The 18,529-nt window shown below is 74.0% G+C and carries 19 protein-coding genes; 8 read left to right on the top strand and 11 right to left on the bottom strand.

Going from position 1 to position 18,529, the window contains the following annotated elements; all coding sequences use genetic code 11:
* Window positions 1–55: 55 nt before the first annotated feature.
* From ABTY61_RS08465 to ABTY61_RS08455, 3 genes are read left to right on the top strand one after another with little or no spacing between them, the layout of a single operon-like run.
* The gene (locus tag ABTY61_RS08465) at window positions 56–973 is read left to right on the top strand and encodes an ABC transporter ATP-binding protein (RefSeq protein ID WP_350504167.1); all 918 of its coding nucleotides are present in this window, start codon (window positions 56–58) and stop codon (window positions 971–973) included.
* Window positions 970–1,704, top strand: coding sequence for a hypothetical protein (locus ABTY61_RS08460; RefSeq protein WP_350504166.1), 735 nt, complete (start codon window positions 970–972; stop codon window positions 1,702–1,704). The genes ABTY61_RS08465 and ABTY61_RS08460 overlap by 4 nt, the downstream gene beginning before the upstream one ends.
* A 37-nt stretch (window positions 1,705–1,741) precedes the next feature.
* Window positions 1,742–2,494, top strand: a complete 753-nt coding sequence (locus ABTY61_RS08455) for a hypothetical protein (RefSeq protein WP_350504165.1) — start codon at window positions 1,742–1,744, stop codon at window positions 2,492–2,494.
* 127 nt (window positions 2,495–2,621) lie between these two features.
* On the opposite strand, the gene ABTY61_RS08450 is transcribed toward ABTY61_RS08455, so the two are convergent.
* The 3 genes from ABTY61_RS08450 to ABTY61_RS08440 form a co-directional block, all read right to left on the bottom strand.
* Window positions 2,622–3,350, bottom strand: a complete 729-nt coding sequence (locus ABTY61_RS08450; protein ID WP_350504164.1) for an aminoacyl-tRNA hydrolase — start codon at window positions 3,348–3,350, stop codon at window positions 2,622–2,624.
* An 89-nt stretch (window positions 3,351–3,439) separates the two neighbouring features.
* A complete protein-coding gene (locus ABTY61_RS08445) occupies window positions 3,440–3,952 on the bottom strand; it encodes a hypothetical protein (RefSeq protein ID WP_350504163.1) in 513 nt (170 codons plus the stop codon).
* A 118-nt stretch (window positions 3,953–4,070) separates the two neighbouring features.
* The gene (locus ABTY61_RS08440) at window positions 4,071–5,000 is read right to left on the bottom strand and encodes a hypothetical protein (protein ID WP_350504162.1); all 930 of its coding nucleotides are present in this window, start codon (window positions 4,998–5,000) and stop codon (window positions 4,071–4,073) included.
* A gap of 124 nt (window positions 5,001–5,124) precedes the next feature.
* Between ABTY61_RS08440 and ABTY61_RS08435 the strand changes: the two genes are divergently transcribed.
* Together ABTY61_RS08435 and ABTY61_RS08430 are read left to right on the top strand one after the other, a co-directional pair.
* Window positions 5,125–5,496, top strand: coding sequence for a YbjQ family protein (locus ABTY61_RS08435; protein ID WP_350504161.1), 372 nt, complete (start codon window positions 5,125–5,127; stop codon window positions 5,494–5,496).
* A 113-nt stretch (window positions 5,497–5,609) separates the two neighbouring features.
* Window positions 5,610–6,818: an NAD(P)-binding domain-containing protein gene (locus tag ABTY61_RS08430; protein ID WP_350504160.1), complete on the top strand. Its 1,209-nt coding sequence runs from the start codon at window positions 5,610–5,612 to the stop codon at window positions 6,816–6,818.
* Between the two features lie 219 nt (window positions 6,819–7,037).
* On the opposite strand, the gene paaE is transcribed toward ABTY61_RS08430, so the two are convergent.
* The 8 genes from paaE to ABTY61_RS08390 all read right to left on the bottom strand — a co-directional run bounded on the left by paaE (window position 7,038) and on the right by ABTY61_RS08390 (window position 15,546).
* The gene (gene paaE / locus ABTY61_RS08425; RefSeq protein ID WP_350504159.1) at window positions 7,038–8,225 is read right to left on the bottom strand and encodes a 1,2-phenylacetyl-CoA epoxidase subunit PaaE; all 1,188 of its coding nucleotides are present in this window, start codon (window positions 8,223–8,225) and stop codon (window positions 7,038–7,040) included.
* A 2-nt stretch (window positions 8,226–8,227) separates the two neighbouring features.
* Entirely contained in the window at window positions 8,228–8,767 is a 540-nt protein-coding gene (gene paaD, locus ABTY61_RS08420) for a 1,2-phenylacetyl-CoA epoxidase subunit PaaD (protein WP_350504255.1), read from the bottom strand.
* A 32-nt stretch (window positions 8,768–8,799) separates the two neighbouring features.
* A complete protein-coding gene (gene paaC, locus ABTY61_RS08415) occupies window positions 8,800–9,735 on the bottom strand; it encodes a 1,2-phenylacetyl-CoA epoxidase subunit PaaC (protein WP_350504158.1) in 936 nt (311 codons plus the stop codon).
* Window positions 9,719–9,985, bottom strand: coding sequence for a 1,2-phenylacetyl-CoA epoxidase subunit PaaB (gene paaB / locus ABTY61_RS08410; protein WP_217680971.1), 267 nt, complete (start codon window positions 9,983–9,985; stop codon window positions 9,719–9,721). The genes paaC and paaB overlap by 17 nt, the downstream gene beginning before the upstream one ends.
* A gap of 83 nt (window positions 9,986–10,068) precedes the next feature.
* Window positions 10,069–11,073, bottom strand: a complete 1,005-nt coding sequence (gene paaA / locus ABTY61_RS08405) for a 1,2-phenylacetyl-CoA epoxidase subunit PaaA (RefSeq protein WP_502895241.1) — start codon at window positions 11,071–11,073, stop codon at window positions 10,069–10,071.
* A gap of 275 nt (window positions 11,074–11,348) precedes the next feature.
* Window positions 11,349–12,728: a M20 family metallopeptidase gene (locus tag ABTY61_RS08400; protein WP_350504156.1), complete on the bottom strand. Its 1,380-nt coding sequence runs from the start codon at window positions 12,726–12,728 to the stop codon at window positions 11,349–11,351.
* Window positions 12,729–13,495: 767 nt separating this feature from the next.
* Window positions 13,496–14,155, bottom strand: coding sequence for a response regulator (locus ABTY61_RS08395; RefSeq protein WP_350504155.1), 660 nt, complete (start codon window positions 14,153–14,155; stop codon window positions 13,496–13,498).
* Window positions 14,152–15,546 (bottom strand): sensor histidine kinase, encoded by a 1,395-nt coding sequence (locus ABTY61_RS08390; protein WP_350504154.1) that lies wholly within the window; start codon window positions 15,544–15,546, stop codon window positions 14,152–14,154. The genes ABTY61_RS08395 and ABTY61_RS08390 overlap by 4 nt, the downstream gene beginning before the upstream one ends.
* 233 nt (window positions 15,547–15,779) lie before the next feature.
* Here ABTY61_RS08390 and ABTY61_RS08385 point away from each other — a divergent pair, with 233 nt between their 5' ends.
* The 3 genes from ABTY61_RS08385 (at window position 15,780) to ABTY61_RS08375 (ending at window position 18,462) form a co-directional block, all read left to right on the top strand.
* Window positions 15,780–16,601 carry a class I SAM-dependent methyltransferase gene (locus ABTY61_RS08385; protein WP_350504153.1) on the top strand — a complete coding sequence of 274 codons (822 nt, stop codon included), beginning with the start codon at window positions 15,780–15,782 and terminating at the stop codon, window positions 16,599–16,601.
* A gap of 131 nt (window positions 16,602–16,732) precedes the next feature.
* The gene (locus tag ABTY61_RS08380; RefSeq protein ID WP_350504152.1) at window positions 16,733–17,746 is read left to right on the top strand and encodes an aldo/keto reductase; all 1,014 of its coding nucleotides are present in this window, start codon (window positions 16,733–16,735) and stop codon (window positions 17,744–17,746) included.
* 80 nt (window positions 17,747–17,826) lie between these two features.
* Window positions 17,827–18,462, top strand: a complete 636-nt coding sequence (locus ABTY61_RS08375; RefSeq protein ID WP_350504151.1) for a TetR/AcrR family transcriptional regulator — start codon at window positions 17,827–17,829, stop codon at window positions 18,460–18,462.
* The last annotated feature ends 67 nt before the right edge of the window (window positions 18,463–18,529 follow it).

Raw genomic sequence — 18,529 nt, 5'->3', positions numbered from 1 at the left:
TGGAACCACCGTCCGGAGCAAGGACGGTGACCACCTGCGAGGAGGGAGGACGGCCGTGATCGAGATCCAGGGCCTGACCAAGGAGTACGACGGCCGACGGGTCGTCGACGAGCTGTCCTTCGACGTCCGGCCCGGCGTGGTGACCGGCTTCCTCGGCCCGAACGGCGCCGGGAAGAGCACCACCATGCGGCTGATCCTCGGCCTGGACCGCCCCACCGCCGGGCGAGCCCTGGTCGGCGGCCGCCCGTACGCCGAACTCGCCCAGCCGCTGCGGCAGGTGGGCGCGCTGCTGGACGCCCAGGCCCTGCACGGCGGCCGCACGGCGCGGGGCCACCTGCGCTGGATCGCCGCGAGCAACGGCCTGCCGGAGCGGCGGGTCGGTGAGGTGCTCGCCCAGGTCGGGCTGGCCGAGGCTGCGGAGCGGCGGATCCGGGGGTTCTCGCTCGGGATGCGCCAGCGCCTCGGGGTGGCCGCCGCCCTGCTCGGCGACCCGCCGGTGCTGCTGCTGGACGAACCGGTCAACGGCCTGGACCCGGAAGGCATCCGCTGGATCCGCACCCTGCTTCGCGACCTCGCCGCCGAGGGCCGGGCGGTGCTGGTCTCCTCCCACCTGATGACCGAAATGGCCCTCACCGCAGACCACTTGGTGGTGATCGGCCGCGGTCGGCTGCTCGCCGACGCGGCCACCGCCGAGTTCATCGACCGCCACGGCCGGTCCCGGATCCGGGTGCGGGCCGTCGACCCCGCCAGGCTGGCCGCCCTGCTCGGCGCCGGCGACCACCGCCTCGACGCGACCGAAGTCGACGGCGGGGCCTGGGAGGTGACCGGCGCGGAGCCCGAGCGGATCGCCGCGCTGGCCGCCGCCAACGGCGTGGTGCTGTACGAGATCGCGGTCCAACAGGACTCGCTGGAGGAGGCGTTCATGCGGATGACCGCCGACAGCGTCGAGTACCGCGCCGAGGCCGCCGCGTGAACCTCAACACCCTTCGCGCCGAACGGATCAAGCTCACCACCCTGCGCTCGCTCTGGCTCCCGCCGCTGCTGGCCGTCCTGCTCACCGCCGGTGTCACCACCGCCGTCGGCGCGGTACTCCGCGACGCCGACCACCACCTCACCGACGACCCGGGCGTCGGCGTCTTCTACGGGCTCAACTTCGGCCAGGCCGCCCTGGTCTCCTTCGGAGTCCTGCTGATCGGCCAGGAGTTCAACACCCGGATGCTCGACGTCTCGCTCACCGCCGTCCCCCGGCGCCGCCGACTGTACGGTGCCAAACTGGCATTGGGCGCCCTGGTCGGCCTCGGCGCGGGCGCGCTCGGCACCGCGGGCGCGTTCGCCGGGTACGCGGCCACCGTCCCCGCCGACTGGCACGGCCCCGCCTTCGCCCGCGCGGCCACGGCCGGAGTGCTCTACCCGGCCCTGCTGGTGGTGTTCTGCCTCGGCGTGACCGCCCGGCTCGGCAATCTCACCGCCGCCATGGGCCTGTTGACCCCGACCGTCTTCCTGCTCTCCCCCCTGCTCGCCGGCGTACCCGGTGCGCGGGACGCCGTCCAGTTCCTGCCCGACCGAGCCGGCCAGTACGCGATGCGCTACACCGACGACCCGCGGACCACGTACGGGCACTGGACCGGGCTGCTGATCATGGCGCTCTGGACGGCCCTGGCGGCGTACGGCGGCCTGCGCGCCCTGCAGCGCACCGGCCGGTGAGCCGGAATCGCCCCAAGTACCCCTGGACGAAAGAGAGATGGCGATGGCCTTCGGCAACGCCCTGCGCGCCGAGCGGATCAAGTTCACCACCCTGCCCTCGCAGTGGGCGGCCCCGCTGGCCGGCCTGGCACTGACCGTCGGCATCACCGCGGCCGTCGGCGCCAGCGAGGGACCGCCTGCGCCGGGCTCCGGCAAGGACCCGGCCGACATGATCTACTTCGGGCTGCTGTTCGGCCACGTCGCCGTGGCCTGCCTCGGAATCCTGCTGATCGGGCAGGAGTTCAACACCCGGATGCTCGGCACCTCGCTCACCGCCGTCCCCCGGCGCGGCCGACTGTACGGTGCCAAGCTCGCCCTCGGCGCCGCGCTGGGCCTGCTGCTGGGCCTGGTCTCGACGGCGGGCTGCTTCCTCGCCGTCCACGCCACCGCCGGCCTCGACTTCTCCACCCCCGGCCTGGCGCGCAGCTTCCTGGCGGGGGTGCTCTACCACCCGCTGATGGTGCTGCTCTGCCTCGGACTGACCGCGATGCTGGGCAACTTCAGCGCGGCCCTCGGCCTGCTCACACCGATGGTGTTCCTGGGCACCACCTGGCTGGCCGCGATCCCCGGTGTCCGCGAAGCCGGCCAGTTCCTGCCCGACCGGGGCGGCCTGTACGCGATGCGCACCCGGACCGAGCCGGGCATCCACTACGGACACTGGACCGGGCTGCTGATCATGGCGCTCTGGACGGCAGCGGCCGGCTACGGCGGACTGCGGGCGATGCGCCGCCGACGGGCCTCGAACGGATAGCGGGCGACGGGCATTGGGTGACAGATGACAACAAACAGATAACAGCGAACAGATTTCGAAATCTGTTCGCTGTTATCTGTTATCCGTTCGCTGTCATCTGTTTTCTGCCATCTGTCCGCCGCCACCCTCACCGCAGCGCCGGGTGTTCCGCGATCACCGTGCAGCTGCCCGGGGCGATCTCCGTGAAGCCGGCGTCCTGGACCACCGGCAGCCCGCTGCGGACCAGCTCCTCCCACGCCTCCGGCGCCGCCGTGCGGACCGCGAGCGCGAAGCCCGACTCCGCCCACTCCTTGCGCTGCGCCTCGTCCAGCCGCCACCAGGCGAGCTGCGCCGCATGCCCGGTCTGGGCCATGGTCTTGCCCGCGCTCATCTCCAGCTCCGGGTTCAGCCACAGCACCGGCAGCCCGGGCTCGGGGGCGCCGGCCTCGATGGTCTCCTCCAGGTCCGTGCCGGAGACCTGGAGCTTGGCGAGGTCCTTGGGCCAGCCGTCCAGCGGGATCGGCGGGAACACCCGCACCTCCGCCTCCCGCCCCCGCACCGTGATGCCGGGCAGCTCCCCGGCCCGGCGCCACTCCCCACCCCGGGCCCGCCGGACCACCTTGCGGATCCGGGCGTCCTCCCAGGCCGCGACCCGCTCGGTCCACTCCCCGTCCACCTCGGTCACCCGAGGGTCGGCGAGCAGCGTCAGCACCGCCCGCGCCGAGGTCTCCAGCGCGTCCGTCCGCCCCGGCGGCGTGGCCTTCTCCAACCGGACGACCAGCGGCAGCACGTACTGAGGCCGCGCGTCGCGGTCCTCGGGGCCGGGAACGTCGTCGGGGGCGGGAACGGGAGCCGGGGCGTCGAACGGAGAAGTCACCCGTCCAGCATGCCAGCCCGGCCACCACCACCCCCGGCCCACCCCCGGCCCACCCCGCGCCGCTCAACGCAGCCGGTCAACGCAGCCGGTCAACGCAGCCGCTGCCGCAGCTCGTCCACCGCCGCCCGGATCCCCGCGCTGTACGCGTCCTCCGGCAGCGCGTCCAGGCTCCGCACCGCCCGTTCCAGCTGTTCGCGCGCGAGGTCCGGCTCCCCTAGCTTGAGGTGATCGGAGGCCAGGTTGAGGTGCAACGAGGGGTAGAAGGCCCGCACCTGGAGCGCCGGCCCGTAGGTCCGGGCGCGCTCGGCGGTCAGCGAGTCGGCGGCCGCGAGGGCCCGCCGATCCCACTCCAACTCGGCGCGGGGGTCGTCCTGCAGGTCGGCCAGGTAGTGCGCCAGGACGCACCGGTGGAAGACGTCCCGCTCCCCCAACTCCTCCCACAGGGCTTCGAAGCTGGCCCGCGCCTCGGCGGTCCGCCCGCGCTGCGCCGCCCGCACACCGTCCAGCCCGAGCGCGATCCGGCCCAGCACCGACTCGTCCGCACCCGCCGCCACCGCACCGCACCGGTCCGAACCCGACTCCCCCGTGGGCACACCACGCATGCCGGACGCACCGGATGAACCAGATGAACGAGACACATCGGACATATCCGCAGCCTAGCCGCCCGTCCACCGCCGTGCCCCGGCGGCGGGCCACCCGGCCGCCGCTCCCGACGTCCGTTCAGCGGCGGTAGCCGCGCTGCGGGTCCCGTTCCTCCGCGTCCTCGTACATCAGGAACCAGCCCTCGGGGTGCGTCGCGGCCAGCAGCAGTTCGGTGCGCTGCTCCGCGCCGAGCTCCGGGTCCCCGTCGTCCGGCCCGAAGACGCCGAACAGTTCGTCGTGGCAGCCGTCCCAGTCGTAGTCGTACAGGTCGGCGGGCAGGTCGCCCATCATGTCGGCGACCGACTCGGGCTGGGAGCCCAGCAGCGTCCGGGCGTCCACCAGTGCCATCCGCAGCGCGAGTTCCTCGGCGAGGCAGCGCGGCAGCGGCCATTCGCCGAGCGCGAGGTCGTCGGCCAGGTCGTCGAAGGTGCGGGCCATGGTGCGCCGCCAGCCCCGGTGGAGCCGCCAAGTGCGCTGGGGCAGCCGGGCGTAGACCGTCCAGTCGATGTCCTCGCCGTCGACCACCGGGTCGTCGCCGTGCTCGTCGAGGTCGTCGTAGGCGGCGTCGGCCAGGCCGAGCAGCTGGGCGTGCAGCAGACAGGCGGTACGCGGGGTGAGGGTCCAGTCGGCGCCCGCGCCGCCGTCCTCGTCCTCGCCGTCCAGTGGGAACAGTTCGGCGAAGTCCGGGGTGAAGTCCTCGGTGACGCTGATCTCCAGCGTGCCGCCGATCGCCTCGACCCCGGGGATGGCGGCCACCAGCCGGTCGGGGTGGAGCAGCGCGCCGAGCGCCGCGTTGGCGTCCTCGGCCACCTCGCGCAGCAGTTCGCGGCGCTGGCCGGCCGGGTCGACGCCGTCGAAGTCCAGTTCCTCGACGGCCCTGATCGCGGCCGCGCGCAGCGCCGGCCAGTCGTTGATCCGCAGGCCCAGCACCACGGTCGCCTCGATCTCCGGCGCGCCGGAGTACTCTGCCGCGCCCGGCCCCTGCGGATGATCGCTTCGCTCGCCCATGGGGCTACGGTACGGCTTTTCCGCCGCCCGATCACCGGTCCGAACCAGCTTCCGGGGACCTTCTCGGCCACGTCCCGGCCGCGCCTCTGTCACTCGGACGCACGACACCGGCAGGATGGGCCCCATGGCTGACATCAACGAGTACGGCGGCGGGCAGGGCCCGAACGCCGACGTTCTGGTCGTGACCACCAATGACATCCCCGGCTTCCGGGTCGACCACGTGATCGGCGAGGTCTTCGGACTGACCGTGCGCAGCCGCCACCTCGGCAGCCAGATCGGCGCCGGGCTCAAGTCACTGATCGGCGGCGAGCTGAGGGGTCTGACGAAGACCCTGGTCGAGAGCCGCAACGAGGCGATGCAGCGGCTGATCGAGCAGACCAAGGCGCGCGGCGGCAACGCGGTGCTGATGATGCGCTTCGACGTGACGGAGGCCGCGGACGTCGGCACCGAGGTCTGCGCGTACGGCACCGCCGCGGTGATCTCGCCGATCGGCTGAGACCCCGGCCCACCCCTGGCCCTGCTGGCCCGCCCCGGCCCGGCCCGCTCCGCTCCGCCCCGCCCCTCGTCACCGAGCGGGAACAGTCGCCGACCCCGCGATGTTTCACGTGCGTGACTGTTTACGGTGCAACCAAGGCAAGCGGCGAGGCCGCCCGGCGGCGCGTGGACGTCCTGGTGGTGGGCGCCGGACAGGCGGGGCTGTCCGCCGCCTACCACCTCGGCCGCCGCGGCTTCGCCCCCTACCGGGAGGGAGCCGACGGCGGCTTCGTCGTGCTCGACGCCAACGCCACCCCCGGCGGCGCCTGGGCGCACCGCTCGCCGTCCCTGCGGATGGCCACCGTGCACGGCTTCCACGACCTCCCGGACGCCGAACTCCCGGCGCCCGACCCGAAAGCCCGCGCGCGCGAGGTGGTGCCGGGGTACTTCACGGCGTACGAGGCCAGGCACGCGCTGCCGGTCGTGCGCCCGGTCGCGGTGCGCGCCGTACGCGCCGAGTCCGAGCGCCCCGACTCCCGCCTGCTGGTCGAGACCGACCACGGCACCTGGTCCGCCCGTGCGCTGATCAACGCCACCGGCACCTGGACCCGCCCCTTCCTCCCTCATTACCCGGGCCGCTTCGCGGGCCGCCAGCTGCACTACGCCGAGTACCGCGGCCCCGAGGAGTTCGCGGGTCGGCGGGTCCTGGTGGTGGGCGGCGGCGCCTCGGCGATCCAGGTGCTGTCGGAGGTGGCCGCGGTCGGCGAGACGGTCTGGGTCACCCGTTCCGAACCGGTGTACCACGAGGGCCCGTTCACCCCCGAGTACGGACGCGCGGTGGTCGCCAAGGTCGAGGAGCGGGTCCGCCGGGGCCTGCCGGTGCGCAGCGTGGTGAGCGTGACCGGCCTCGGCCCGTCCGTCGCCTACCGCCGCGCCGAGGAACTGGGCGCGCTGCAGCGCCGACCGATGTTCGACCGGCTCACCGAACACGGAGTCGCCTGGGGCGACCAGGAGTTGGCGGTCGACGCGATCATCTGGGCGACCGGCTTCCGCCCCGAGGTCGGACACCTCGCCCCGCTCGGCCTGCGCTCCCCCGGCGGCGGCATCGCGCTCACCGGCACCCGCGCCACCGCAGACCCGCGCGTCCACCTGGTCGGCTACGGCCCGTCCGCCAGCACCATCGGCGCCAACCGGGCGGGCCGCGCCGCCGTCAACGACCTGGTCAAGCTGCTCGGGGAGCCGGCGAAGGAGGCCTCGCACGAGACCGCGCACCAGACCGCGGAGGCGACCGCCGAGCAGACCACGCGGGACGTCGCGCCGGCACCCGCCCCGGCCACGGTGTGACCCGGGTCAGCCCACGTCCGGTACCCGACCGCCGAACCGGTCGCGCTCGACCTCGGCCCACCCGCCCAGCAGCACCCCCACCAGCACCAGCACCTCGCGCGACTGGCCGTCGCCGGCGGCGAGTTGCCGAGCAGCGCGGACGGCGGACGAGCGTAGAGCTTGTCCCGCGGGTAGCCCACCGTAGCGGCCGGGAGCCGCAACGGGCAGGAGCTGCAGGAGTCAGCGGTCGTAGTCGACGGTGACCCGGTCGGTGACCGGACGGGCCTGGCAGGTGAGGACGTAGCCGGCCGCCAGCTCCTTCTCCTCCAGGGCGAAGTTGCGGCGCATCTCCACCTCCCCCTCGGTGACCAGGGCCCGGCACGTGCCGCAGACCCCGCCCTTGCAGGCGAACGGCAGGTCGGGGCGGGAGCGCTGGGCGCCGTCCAGGATCGAGCGGTCGCGCGGGAGGGTGAGGGTGCTGCCCCGGCCGTCGAGGACGACGGTGACCTCGCTGCGCTCGCCCGTCGCGGCCCCGGCCTCGCCGTCGGCGCCGTCCCAGTCCTCGTCACGCTCGGCGAGCGGCTCGTCCTCGGCGTGGAACAGCTCCTGGTGCACCCGCTCGCCGGGCACTGCCAGGTCGGCAAGCAGTTCCTTCGCCCCGGCGACCATGCCGAACGGGCCGCACAGCCACCAGTGCCCGACGCCGCCGACGTCCACCAGGGCCGCCAGCAGCGCCCGGACCCGCTCCGGGTCCAGCCGACCGCTGAGCAGTTCGGCGTCCCTGGTCTCCCGGGACAGCACGTGGACCAGCTGGAACCGGCCGAGGTAGCGGTCCTTGAGGTCGGCCAGCTCGTCAGCGAACATCACGGTGTCGCTGCGCCGGTTGCCGTAGAGCAGGGTGACGGTGGAGCGGCGGTCGGCGGCCAGCACGGAGGCGGCGATGGACAGCATCGGGGTGATGCCGGAGCCCGCCGCGAGCAGTACGTGGTCGGCGGGGACGCCGAGCTCGGGGGTGAACAGGCCGGACGGGGTCAGGACCTCGACCTCCTCGCCGAACCGGGCCTCGCGCACCAGCCAGCGCGAGAACAGCCCGCCGGGCACCTCCCGGACGGCGATCCGCAGCGGTCCGCCCACCGGGGCGCAGATCGAGTACGAGCGGCGCTCGTCGACTCCGTCCACCAGTCTGCGCAGGGTCAGGGTCTGCCCGGGCCGGAACGCGTACTCGGCCGCCAGGCCGTCCGGCACCGCGAAGGTCACCGCGACGGCGTCCTCGCAGAGCTGCTCCACCCGGTCGATCCGCAGCCGGTGGAAGCTCGGACGGCGGGCCGGGCGGACGGCCTCGGCAGAGGTCGCGGCGGAGGTCGCGGCGGAGGTCGCGGCGGGGACGGAGGAGCCGGCCGGGGCGGCGGCGGACGAGGCGGCGGGCATTCTCAGATCTCCTTGACGCGTTCGAACGGCTCGCGGCAGGCGCGGCAGCGCCAGAGCGCCTTGCAGGCGGTGGACCCGAAGCGGGACAGCTCCTCCGTGTCGGCGCCACCACAGTGCGGGCAGGGCACGGGGGCCGCGGCTCCCGCGCGGGTGGGGCCGAGGGTGAGCGGGACCGGCCCGGCCCCGGGCGCGAGCGCCGAGGTCGGACGCGGCGGGGCGATGCCCGCCTCGGCGAGCTTGCGACGGCCCTCGGCGGTGATCAGGTCGGTGGACCACGGCGGGTCCAGCCGCAGCCGCACCCGGACGTCCGGGTACCCGGCGGCGCGCAGCCGGCGGTCGACGTCGGCGGCCATCTCGGCCACGGCCGGGCAGCCCGAGTAGGTCGGGGTCAGCCAGGCGGTGACCGTACCGCTGCCGCCGTCCACCTCCACCTCGGCCAGCACGCCCAGGTCGGCCAGGGTGAGCATGGGCAGCTCCGGGTCGGGGACGCCCGCGGCGACCGACCAGGCCGCCTCGCGGACGGTGTCCGCGGTGCCCGTCACGTCCGCGCTGCCCGTCACGTCCGCAGTGCCCGTCACCACGTCGCCCCCGGGTGGGCGCGGGCCACCACCTGCAGCTCGGCGAGCAGCGGACCGAGCTCCTCGGTGTGCACGCCGTCCCGGCCGGCCCGGCCCAGCACGGTGGCCAGCGGCGGGACCTCCGGCACGGTCAGCCCGGCCTCGGCGACGACGGCGGCGAGCTCCCGAAGCACCGGCTCGCGCAGCACCGCCGGATCGACGCCGACCCGCAGCTCCACCGGGTGGGCGGTGAACAGCTCCTCCAGCAACGGCCAGACCGCGTCCAGCCCGGCCTGCATCCGCTCCGCCGAGTACGGCGTGCCGTCGCCGAGCCGCAGCGTCCAGGCGGTGGCGTACTCGCGGTGGTACGCCAGTTCCTTGACGCCCCGGGCCGCGACCGCGGCCAGCACCGGGTCCGGGTGGGCGCTCAGCGCCGCGTACAGCGCGCCGCGGGCGGTGGCGAACAGCAGCAGCCGGGCGATCGAGTACGCGAAGTCGCCGTTCGGGGTCTCCACCAAGCGGACGTTGCGGAACTCGTGCTCCTCCCGCCAGTACGCCAGGTCGTCCTCGGTGCGGCCGGAGCCGTCCGCCTGACCGGCCCGGGTGAGCAGCAGCCGGGCCTGGCCGAGCAGGTCGAGGCCCAGGTTGGCGAGCGCGACCTCCTCCTCCAGCTCGGGCGCCCGGGTGCACCACTCGATCAGCCGCTGGGAGAGCACCAGGGCGTCGTCGCCGAGCATCTGGCAGTAGGCGGCGAGGTCGGCACCGGCCAGGCCGGCGGGCAGGGCGGTGTCCACGCCGAGCAGCGGGTCGGAGAAGCCCGTCCCGTACGCCCAGCGGCCCTCGCCCTCGGGGCCGGGGGCGGCCCCGGCGAGGCTGAGGTAGACGTGGTCGTCCTCGGTGGCGGACGTGGTGTGGTCGTGCACGGTGGCTCCCCCGTCAGATGTGCGGGACATCCTCGGGGATGTCGTAGAAGGTCGGGTGGCGGTAGACCTTGTCGCCGCTGGGCTCGAAGAACGGGTCGCGCTCGTCCGGGGTGGAGGCGGTGATCGCGTCCGAGCGGACCACCCAGAGGCTGACGCCCTCGTTGCGGCGGGTGTAGAGGTCGCGCGCGGCGAGCAGCGCCATCCGGTCGTCGGAGGCGTGCAGCGAGCCGACGTGGACGTGGTTGAGGCCGCGCCGGGGGCGCACGAACACCTCGTACAGCGGCCAGCCCGCCTTGGACTGGGGCTGTTGCCGTGCCGCGGGCTCGGACTGGGGCGCGGGCCGGCGCTCGGCCTGGGGCTCGGTCACTTTCCGTTCTCCTGTTCGGGGGTGTGCCGCTCGGCGGCTGCGGCGTGTTCGGCGGCACGCTTGGCGGCGTAGGCGACGGCCGCCTCGCGCACCCAGGCGCCGTCCTCGTGCGCGGCCCGGCGGCGGTCGACCCGCTGGGCGTTGCACGGGCCCTGGCCCTGGATGACCCTGGTCAGCTCGGACCAGTCCGGCTCACCGAAGTCCCAGCCGCCGCGCCCCTCGTTCCAGCGCAGCTCGGGGTCGGGGAGGGTGACGCCCAGGTGCTCGGCCTGCGGGACGGTCATGTCGACGAAGCGCTGCCGGAGCTCGTCGTTGGTGTGGCGCTTGATCCGCCAGGCCATCGAGCGGGCGGTGTTCGGCGAGTCGGCGTCCGGCGGGCCGAACATCATCAGCGACGGCCACCACCAGCGGTCGACCGCGTCCTGGACCATCCGGCGCTGGCCCTCGGTGCCGCGCATCAGGGTCATCAGGAGCTCGTAGCCCTGGCGCTGGTGGAAGGACTCCTCCTTGCAGACCCGCACCATGGCGCGGGCGTAAGGACCGTAGCTGCAACGGCAGAGCGGGACCTGGTTGCAGATCGCGGCGCCGTCCACCAGCCAGCCGATCACGCCGACGTCGGCGAAGGTGAGGGTGGGGTAGTTGAAGATCGAGGAGTACTTCTGTCGGCCGCTGATCAGCTTCTCGGTGAGCTCGGCGCGGTCGACGCCGAGGGTCTCGGCGGCGGCGTAGAGGTAGAGGCCGTGGCCCGCCTCGTCCTGGGCCTTGGCGAGCAGGATCGCCTTGCGGCGCAGTGAGGGGGCCCGGGTGAGCCAGTTACCCTCCGGCTGCATGCCGATGATCTCGGAGTGGGCGTGCTGGGCGATCTGGCGGATCAGGGTGGCCCGGTAGGCGTCGGGCATCCAGTCCCGGGGTTCGATCCGCTGCTCGGCGGCGATCACCGCGTCGAACCGGTCCTCCGGCGTCTGCGCGGGGACCGCCTCTGCCACCTCTGTTGTCACCACGGTCCCCTCTCGTGTTCCCGCTCGTGTTCCCGCTCCGGCGCCTGGGGCGCCAACCGACTGACCGTTCGGTCGGTACCATTCTGCGCGGCGGGGCAGAGGGATGGCAAGGGAGTGGCGTGGCGAACACAGGGAACAGGGAACAGCGAACAGAAAACAGATAACAGCTGACATAATCTGAAATCTGTCAGCTGTTATCTGTTCGCTGTCACCTGCTCACCGTCAACCGTCAACCGTCAACCGTCAACCGTCAACCGTCAACCGTCAACCGCGGATGATCACCCCTCCGCACGGTCCCGCAGCCGCGGCAGCGGCACCGCGAGCAGCGCCGCCAGCAGGGCGATCCGCGGAGCGAGCTGGTCCAGTCGGATGTACTCGTGCCGGGCGTGGGCACCCGCACCCACCGCGCCGAAGCCGTCCAGCGTCGGCAGCCCGCGCGAGCCGGGCAGATTGGTGTCCCCGGCACCGCCCGCCGGGGCGCCGTCGAGCTGCTGCCCGAGCACCGCGGCGAGCGAACGCACGTGCCTGAGCAGCGGGTTGCCGGTCCGCTCGGGCCAGGCCGGCCGACTGGACAGCACCTCCGTTCGTACCCTCGCCCCCGGCCGCAGCGCGGTCAGCCGGGCGAGGTTGTCGAGCGTGCGGCGCTGCGCCTCGGTGGTGGAGAATCGCAGGCCGAGCTCCGCCTCGGCCCTTCCGGCGATCACGTTCGCCCGTGAACCGCCGCTGATCCGACCGGTGTTGAGCTCGGTACCGGGCTGGCCGGCCAGGCCGCGGACGAGGACCAGCTGGTCGACCAGCTCGTCCACCGCCGAGACCCCGTCGTGGGCGTCGTTGCCCGCGTGGGCCTCCCGACCGGTGACGGTGACCCGCACCCGGGTGCTGCCGCGCCGCGCGGTCTTCAACCGCCCGTCCGGATGCGGCGGCTCCAGCCCCAGGACGGCTGCCGCGCCGCGCAGTTGGCGTTCGACGAGGCGCCGCCCGTCCGGGCTGCCGACTTCCTCGTCGGACACCACGACCAGCCGTACGGTGCGGTGCGGCCGTTGCCCCAGGTCCGCGAGCAGCGCCAACGCGCCCTCCAGGATGGCGAGTCCACCCTTCATGTCGACCACACCGGGCCCGGTGAGCCGCCCGTCCTGCTCGGCGACCGGCCAGTCCGCCAGGGTGCCGACGGGCCAGACGGTGTCGTGGTGGCCGACGATCAGCAGGTGTGGCAGGGTCTCGTCCCGGCCCTCCCACTCCAGCACCAGGTGGTCACCGGCCGGCCCGGGTTCACGTCGGGCGATGGCCCCGGTGGCCCGGAATCCCGCCTCCAACTCCTCCGCGAGCGCGTCGAGTCGGGGAGCGTCGCCACTCGGTGATTCGATTCCCGCCAGGTCCGCGCAACGGCGCCGGACGGCACCGGCGAGGGTACGGGCCCGGGCGCTGAGCGCCTGCGGCAGTCCGGGCAGGGCCGCGGTGCCGATCGTGGCGGCGGTGCCGGCGGCAGTCGCACCGACGGCGGTGGACCCGGCCGCCGTGGCACCGGACTTGGCCGCAGCGGCAACGGCGGTGGCGACGGCGGACGGGCCGGTGCCGGAAGGACTGGCGGCGGAGGGACCGGCGGTGGACGAACCGGCCACAGCAGGTCCGACCACCACGGGTCCGGCTACGACGGCCACGGCCTCACCATCGGCCGCAGCGGGAACGGTCACGGGAACGGTCACGGCCGCGGGTACGCGGTCGGGTTCCGCGGCGGCATCCGGTGCGGTCGGCGACCCGACGATCTGGGGACTCAACGCTCGCCTCCGCGACCGCCGCCGGTATTCAGCGGCCGTACCTGCCGACCGCTCCCGCCCGGGTGCCAGGCCCCGCCGGACCGCGCCGGTCGGCCGGGATGCTGGACGGCCCGTCGGAACGGCCCGTCTGGCTCAAGTGCGGTGGAACGGTTGGGCGGCGTGCTTGGCATTGCGTCCTCCTCGCTCGATCCGGTGGCCCCGGTTCCGCCCGGAGCCCCGTGGACGGCGGCTTCCTGGTGGCGGGCGCAAGGGCCGGACCGCCGCAGGGAAGCCGAGATGTGAGCCTAGAAGAACCGTTCGGTTTCCTGCGAGGTGGCCCTGCTCCCAGCGTGCCGGTACGGGCCCCGCTTTCGGGCACCCGTCGGAGGAAGCGGCGGGTGCCCGGGGTTGGGCCCGGATCGACGCGCGGGCGCGGTCGCCGGATCGCGCCCATCTCCACCATGGACCCGCCGCCGGGGTTCGGCAGCGCAAACCACCAAGGCACGGCATTTCCACGCCGGATGGGTGACAACGGCTCAGCGGGCGGTACCAACCGGAGGCACGCGGCGGCTCAGGGAAGCCCGCGGCGAAGCCCGGACCGACGGCCGGGGAACATCCGCGTGAACACCGTCCGACGCTGCGCCCCGCCCTGCCCTCGCGAGCGCCCACCCTCAGGCGCCGTCCCCGACCAGCCCCGCATCCCGTGCGAGCAGCGCCGCCTGGACCCGGTTGGCCACGCCGAGCGTGGTCAGGATCCGGCTGACGTGCGCCTTGACGGTGCTCTCCCGCATCCCCAGCACGCCCGCGATCTCAGCGTTGGACAGCCCGTCGGCGAGTTCCCGCAGCACGTCGGTCTCGCGCGGGGTGAGCCCGGCGATCCGGCCGCGGGCGGCGACGGAGCGTGGCGCGCCGACCCGGTGGTACCGGTCGATCAGCCGTCGCGCGGCGGCGGGGTGCAGCATCCCCTGGCCGGCCGCGACCACGTGGACGGCCCGGGCGATCTCGGCGGGCGGGGTGTCCTTGAGCAGGAAGCCGTCGGCCCCGGCGGCGAGCGCTTGGTACACGTACTCGTCCAGGTCGAAGGTGGTGAGGGCGATGACCCGCGGGGCGTCCGGGAGTTGGCGCAGTCGCCGGGTGGCGGCGATCCCGTCCAGCCGGGGCATCCGGATGTCCATCAGCGCGACGTCGATCCGGCGGTCGCGGGCGAACTCGACGGCCTGCAACCCGTCGGCGGCCTCGGCGACCACGGTCAGGGCCGGGTCCTGGGCGAGGAGGTCGACCAGGCCGAGGCGCACCAGCGCGTCGTCGTCGACCACCATCGTGCGGATCATGCGCCATCCTTCGGCTGCTGGGACTTCGACGGCGAGGACTTCGAGCGCGGGGCCCTCGGCGGCGAAGGTTTCGGGAGCGCAGAGTTCGGGAGCGCAGAGTTCGCGAGCGCAGAGTTCGCGAGCGCAGAGTTCGGGAGCGCCGGCTTGGACGGCGAGGGCGCTCCCTGCGGAGGCCCCGAGGTCGGCACCGCCAGCGGCGGCCGGTCCGGGGCGGGCAGCCGGGCGGAGAGTCGGAAGCCGCCGGCGCCGTCCGGGCCCGCGTCCAGGTGACCGCCCAGGGCACCGACCCGTTCGCCGAGCCCGACCAGCCCGTACCCGCCCCCGGTGACCGGCCCGTTCGGCATGGTCCCGCCCGGACCGTTGCGGACCTCGACGGTGGTCGCCGGTGCACCGTAGCCGACCCGGACGGTGACGGGCGCGGCGTGGGCGTGCTTGCGGGCGTTGGTGAGTGCCTCCTGGACCACCCGGTGCACGGCGAGCCGGTGGGTGGTGGGCACGGCCTCCGGGTCTCCGGAGAGGGCGAGTTCGACCTGCTGCCCGGCCTGGTTCGCCTCGTCGACCAGGTCGGTGAGGTCGCGCAGGGCGGGTGCCGGGACGCGCGGCGCCCCGGTCGGTGCGGGCGGTTCGGCCTCGGCGGCGGGGCGCTCCGGCGGGTCGGCGCGCAGGGCGCCCAGGACGTCGCGCAGGTCGTCCAGCGATCGGGCGGCGGCGGTGCGCAGGAGTTCGAGGCGGTGGGTGAGCCGGTCCTGGTCGACGGCGACGGTACCGGCCCGGGCCTGGTCACGCAGCACTCCGGCGTGCAGCACCAGCAGGCTCAGCCGGTGGGCCAGCACGTCGTGCATCTCCCGGGCGATCCGGGCGCGTTCGGCGGACCGGGCCTGCTCCGCGCGCAACTCCCGCTCCCGGCGGAGGGTTTCGACCTGGGCGTGCAACGTGCGGATCAGCACGCGGCGGCCGTGCAACCACAGCCCGAAGGACAGGGTGGCTGCCTGGACGAGGAGTTGGGAGCCGGTGGTGCCGGCCCAGCCGACCAGCGAGTCCGCCCGGGTGGCAGTGACCACGGCGATCACCGCGCCGCCGACGGCAGCCGGGCCGACCCGGCCGAGGGCGGCCAGGTGGTAGATGCTGATCAGGCCGGGGAAGGCCCGGTTGAACAGGCCACCGGTGAGCACCGGCAGGACGGCCGAGGCGACGGGGTGGCGGCGGGCGAGGAACAGCGAGAGCGCGGCGAGTGCGGCCACCGCCGTCCGCGGCACCCGCAGCGGCCCGTCGGTGTGCAGCCACTGGGAGACGCCCTCCTCGACGGCGAGGCCGAGGATGCCGAGCAGCAACAGCGTGTCGGCCCAGGGCCGGTGCTCCGGGCCGTACCAGCCGAGCAGGCCTGTGCGCATGGAGCTCCTCCCACCCGATCCCGTCCGCTCGTCCGCTCGTCCGTTCGTCTACTCGTCCGCTCGTCCGTGGATTCGCGCCCCCGCATCGGTTCGCATCCGCTCGCTCGATGCTACGGGCGGACGGAAGCGCGGCACCCCCTTCTTCCGGACGGCGGCACCCTCGACTTTCGTCGGGGGTGAGCGCCGCTCACCGGCCGATCCGAGGCACTTCAGGCCTGTCTAGCGTCGGTGCCATGACGACCGAACAGCTCCACCCGAGCCCCGATTCGCCTCCACAGCAGCACAGTTCGCACGACCCGCATGACCTGCCCGGCCCGCATGGTTCGTACAACCCGCGCTCTCCGCACGACCCGCACGGTTCGCCGCACGGCGGGGACCACCTGCTGTTCCTCGCCGAGGCGCTGCGCACCTTCCACGACACCGGTGCGCTCGCGCCGAGCGGGCCGGCACTGGTGAACGCGCTGGTGGTACCGGCCCTCAGCCGCCCGAACCGTCCGATCTCGGTGCTGGAGGTCGGCGCCGGCACGGGCGTGGTGACCCGCCGACTGGCCCAGGTGCTGCGCCCGGGCGACCGCTTGCACGTGGTCGAGGCGAACCCGCGGTTCGCCGACCGACTGCGGGAGGACCCCGCCCTGGCCGCACGCAGGCCTGGGGTGGGTCTGCGGTTGTCGGCCTGCCGGGTGGAGGAGCTGCCGGAGGCGGCAGCCGGGCCCGAAGGAGGGGGCGGGCCCGAGGACGGGGGCGGCAGCGAGCGGTACGACGTGATCGTGTCCGGGCTGCCGTTCACCAACTTCGAGCCGGCCCTGGTGCGGAACATCCTCGACCTCTACCTGCGGCTGCTGACCCCGGGGGGCGAGCTGACCTACTTCGGCTACCTCGGCACCACGACGGCCCGCACCCTCACCTCGGGCCCCCGCCGGAGCGCCCGCCACCGGGCGGTGGTGCGGCTGCTGCGTCGCTTCGAGGCGACGTACGGGCTGGGCGAGCGCACGGTGTGGCGCAACCTGCCGCCCGCCCGCGCCCACCTGCTGCGCGCACCGGGGCCGTACGCGTAGCGGAGTGCGGCGCTACGAACAAATGACAAAAGACAGCGAACAGATTTTGAAATCTGTTCGCTGTCGTGCATAGTGAGATCCGGGTCACACCGCCCCCGCCTTCCGGCGCCGCACCCGTCCCTGGAGCACCCATGGCCTCGACCGCCCGCCCCGCCCAGCGTCCCCTCGGCGCCACCGGCCCCGTCACCTCCGCTCTCGGCCTCGGCTGCATGGGCATGTCCGACCTCTACGGCCCGGCCGACGAGGCCGAGAGCATCGCCACCATCCACGCCGCCCTGGACGCCGGGGTCACCCTCCTCGACACCGGCGACTTCTACGGCATGGGCCACAACGAGCTGCTGATCCACGAAGCCCTGCGCGGCCGCGACCGCGACGGCGTGCAGATCAGTGTGAAGTTCGGCGCCCAGCGCGGCCCGGACGGCCAGTGGCTCGGCTACGACACCAGCTCGGCCGCCACCAAGACCGCGCTGACGTACACCCTGCGCCGCCTGCGCACCGACCACATCGACGTCTACCGGCCGGCCCGCCTCGACCCGAAGGTCCCGATCGAGGAGACCGTCGGTGCCATCGCGGACCTCGTGAAGGACGGCTACGTCCGCCACATCGGCCTCTCCGAGGTCGGCGCCGACACCCTGCGCCGGGCCGCCGCCGTCCACCCGATCAGCGACCTGCAGATCGAGTACTCGCTGCTCAGCCGCTCCATCGAAGCGGCCGTCCTGCCCACCGCCCGCGAACTCGGCATCGGCGTCACCGCGTACGGTGTGCTCTCCCGCGGCCTGCTCAGCGGCCACTGGAACCCGGACCGCTCGCTCGCGGGCACCGACTTCCGCACCCACAGCCCGCGCTTCCAGGGCGACAACCTGGCCCACAACCTCGCGCTGGTCGAGGCGCTGCGCGCGGTCGCCGCCACCAAGGGCGCCAGCGTCGCCCAGATCGCCATCGCCTGGGTGGCCTCGCGCGGCGAGGACGTCGTCACGCTGGTCGGCGCCCGCCGCCGGGACCGGCTGGCCGAGGCGCTCGGCTCACTGGACGTCACCCTGACCCCGGACGACCTCGCCGCCATCGAGGCCGCCGTCCCGGCCGGGGCAGCAGCCGGCGACCGGTACGCTGCCGCGCAGATGGCGCGCCTGGACAGCGAGCGCTGACCGGCCGACACCGACCGGCCGACGCTGACCAGCGAGAACCCTCCGCACCACCCTGACCGCACGACCCTAAGGACGGCCCCGTGACCACGGACACCGCACTCACCGCCGAGCAGATCCTGATCGCGGCGGAGGAAGCCCTCCGGCGGTTCGGCCCGGCCAAGGCCACCGTCGTGGACGTCGCCCGGGAACTCGGCGTCAGCCACAGCAGCGTCTACCGGCACTTCGCCAGCAAGGCGGCCCTGCGCGAGGCGGTCACCCAGCGCTGGCTGAACCAGGCGCACTACGACCTGGAGATGGTCGCGAACGACACCGGCGGCGCCGTCGACCGCCTCCACCGCTGGCTGACCACGCTGTTCGAGGCCAAGCGCAAGAAGGCGCTGGACGACCCGGAGCTGTTCGCCACCTACCTGGTGCTGGCCGAGGAGAACAGCGCCGTGGTCGACGCGCACATCGAGACGCTGGTCAAGCAGATCGCCCAGATCGTCCACGACGGCATGGACGAGAAGGACTTCCGCCTCGCCCACGTCCCCTCGACCGCCCGCGCCGTGTTCGACGCCACGGCCCCCTTCCACAACCCGGTCTTCGCCTCCACCTGGTCCGAGCCGACCGCCGACGAGCGCTTCGCGGCGGTGTGGAAGCTCGTACTCGGCGGGTTGAAGGGCAAGTCCTCGAAGCCGAGCCCCGAGCCGGCCGGGTACGAGCCGACCGCGCCCTGAAACAGCGCGCGCTCCGAAACGCCCCGGCTGTGAAAAGGCCGGGCTCCGAGGCATCCGTGCCTTGAAA

It is taken from the genome of Kitasatospora sp. NPDC096128 (assembly GCF_040303105.1).
Taxonomy (GTDB): Bacteria; Actinomycetota; Actinomycetes; order Streptomycetales; family Streptomycetaceae; genus Kitasatospora.
This window is presented reverse-complemented; position numbering and strand designations above follow the sequence as displayed.

Bases quoted from the DNA above. Each gene is read 5' to 3' on its own strand.
- ABTY61_RS08455 (WP_350504165.1), top strand. From the start codon at position 1,742: ATGGCGATGGCCTTCGGCAACGCCCTGCGCGCCGAGCGGATCAAGTTC.
- ABTY61_RS08445 (WP_350504163.1), bottom strand. From the start codon at position 3,952: ATGCGTGGTGTGCCCACGGGGGAGTCGGGTTCGGACCGGTGCGGTGCG.
- ABTY61_RS08440 (WP_350504162.1), bottom strand. From the start codon at position 5,000: ATGGGCGAGCGAAGCGATCATCCGCAGGGGCCGGGCGCGGCAGAGTAC.
- ABTY61_RS08435 (WP_350504161.1), top strand. From the start codon at position 5,125: ATGGCTGACATCAACGAGTACGGCGGCGGGCAGGGCCCGAACGCCGAC.
- paaE (WP_350504159.1), bottom strand. From the start codon at position 8,225: ATGCCCGCCGCCTCGTCCGCCGCCGCCCCGGCCGGCTCCTCCGTCCCC.
- paaC (WP_350504158.1), bottom strand. From the start codon at position 9,735: ATGTCCCGCACATCTGACGGGGGAGCCACCGTGCACGACCACACCACG.
- ABTY61_RS08395 (WP_350504155.1), bottom strand. From the start codon at position 14,155: ATGATCCGCACGATGGTGGTCGACGACGACGCGCTGGTGCGCCTCGGC.
- ABTY61_RS08390 (WP_350504154.1), bottom strand. From the start codon at position 15,546: ATGCGCACAGGCCTGCTCGGCTGGTACGGCCCGGAGCACCGGCCCTGG.
- ABTY61_RS08385 (WP_350504153.1), top strand. From the start codon at position 15,780: ATGACGACCGAACAGCTCCACCCGAGCCCCGATTCGCCTCCACAGCAG.
- ABTY61_RS08380 (WP_350504152.1), top strand. From the start codon at position 16,733: ATGGCCTCGACCGCCCGCCCCGCCCAGCGTCCCCTCGGCGCCACCGGC.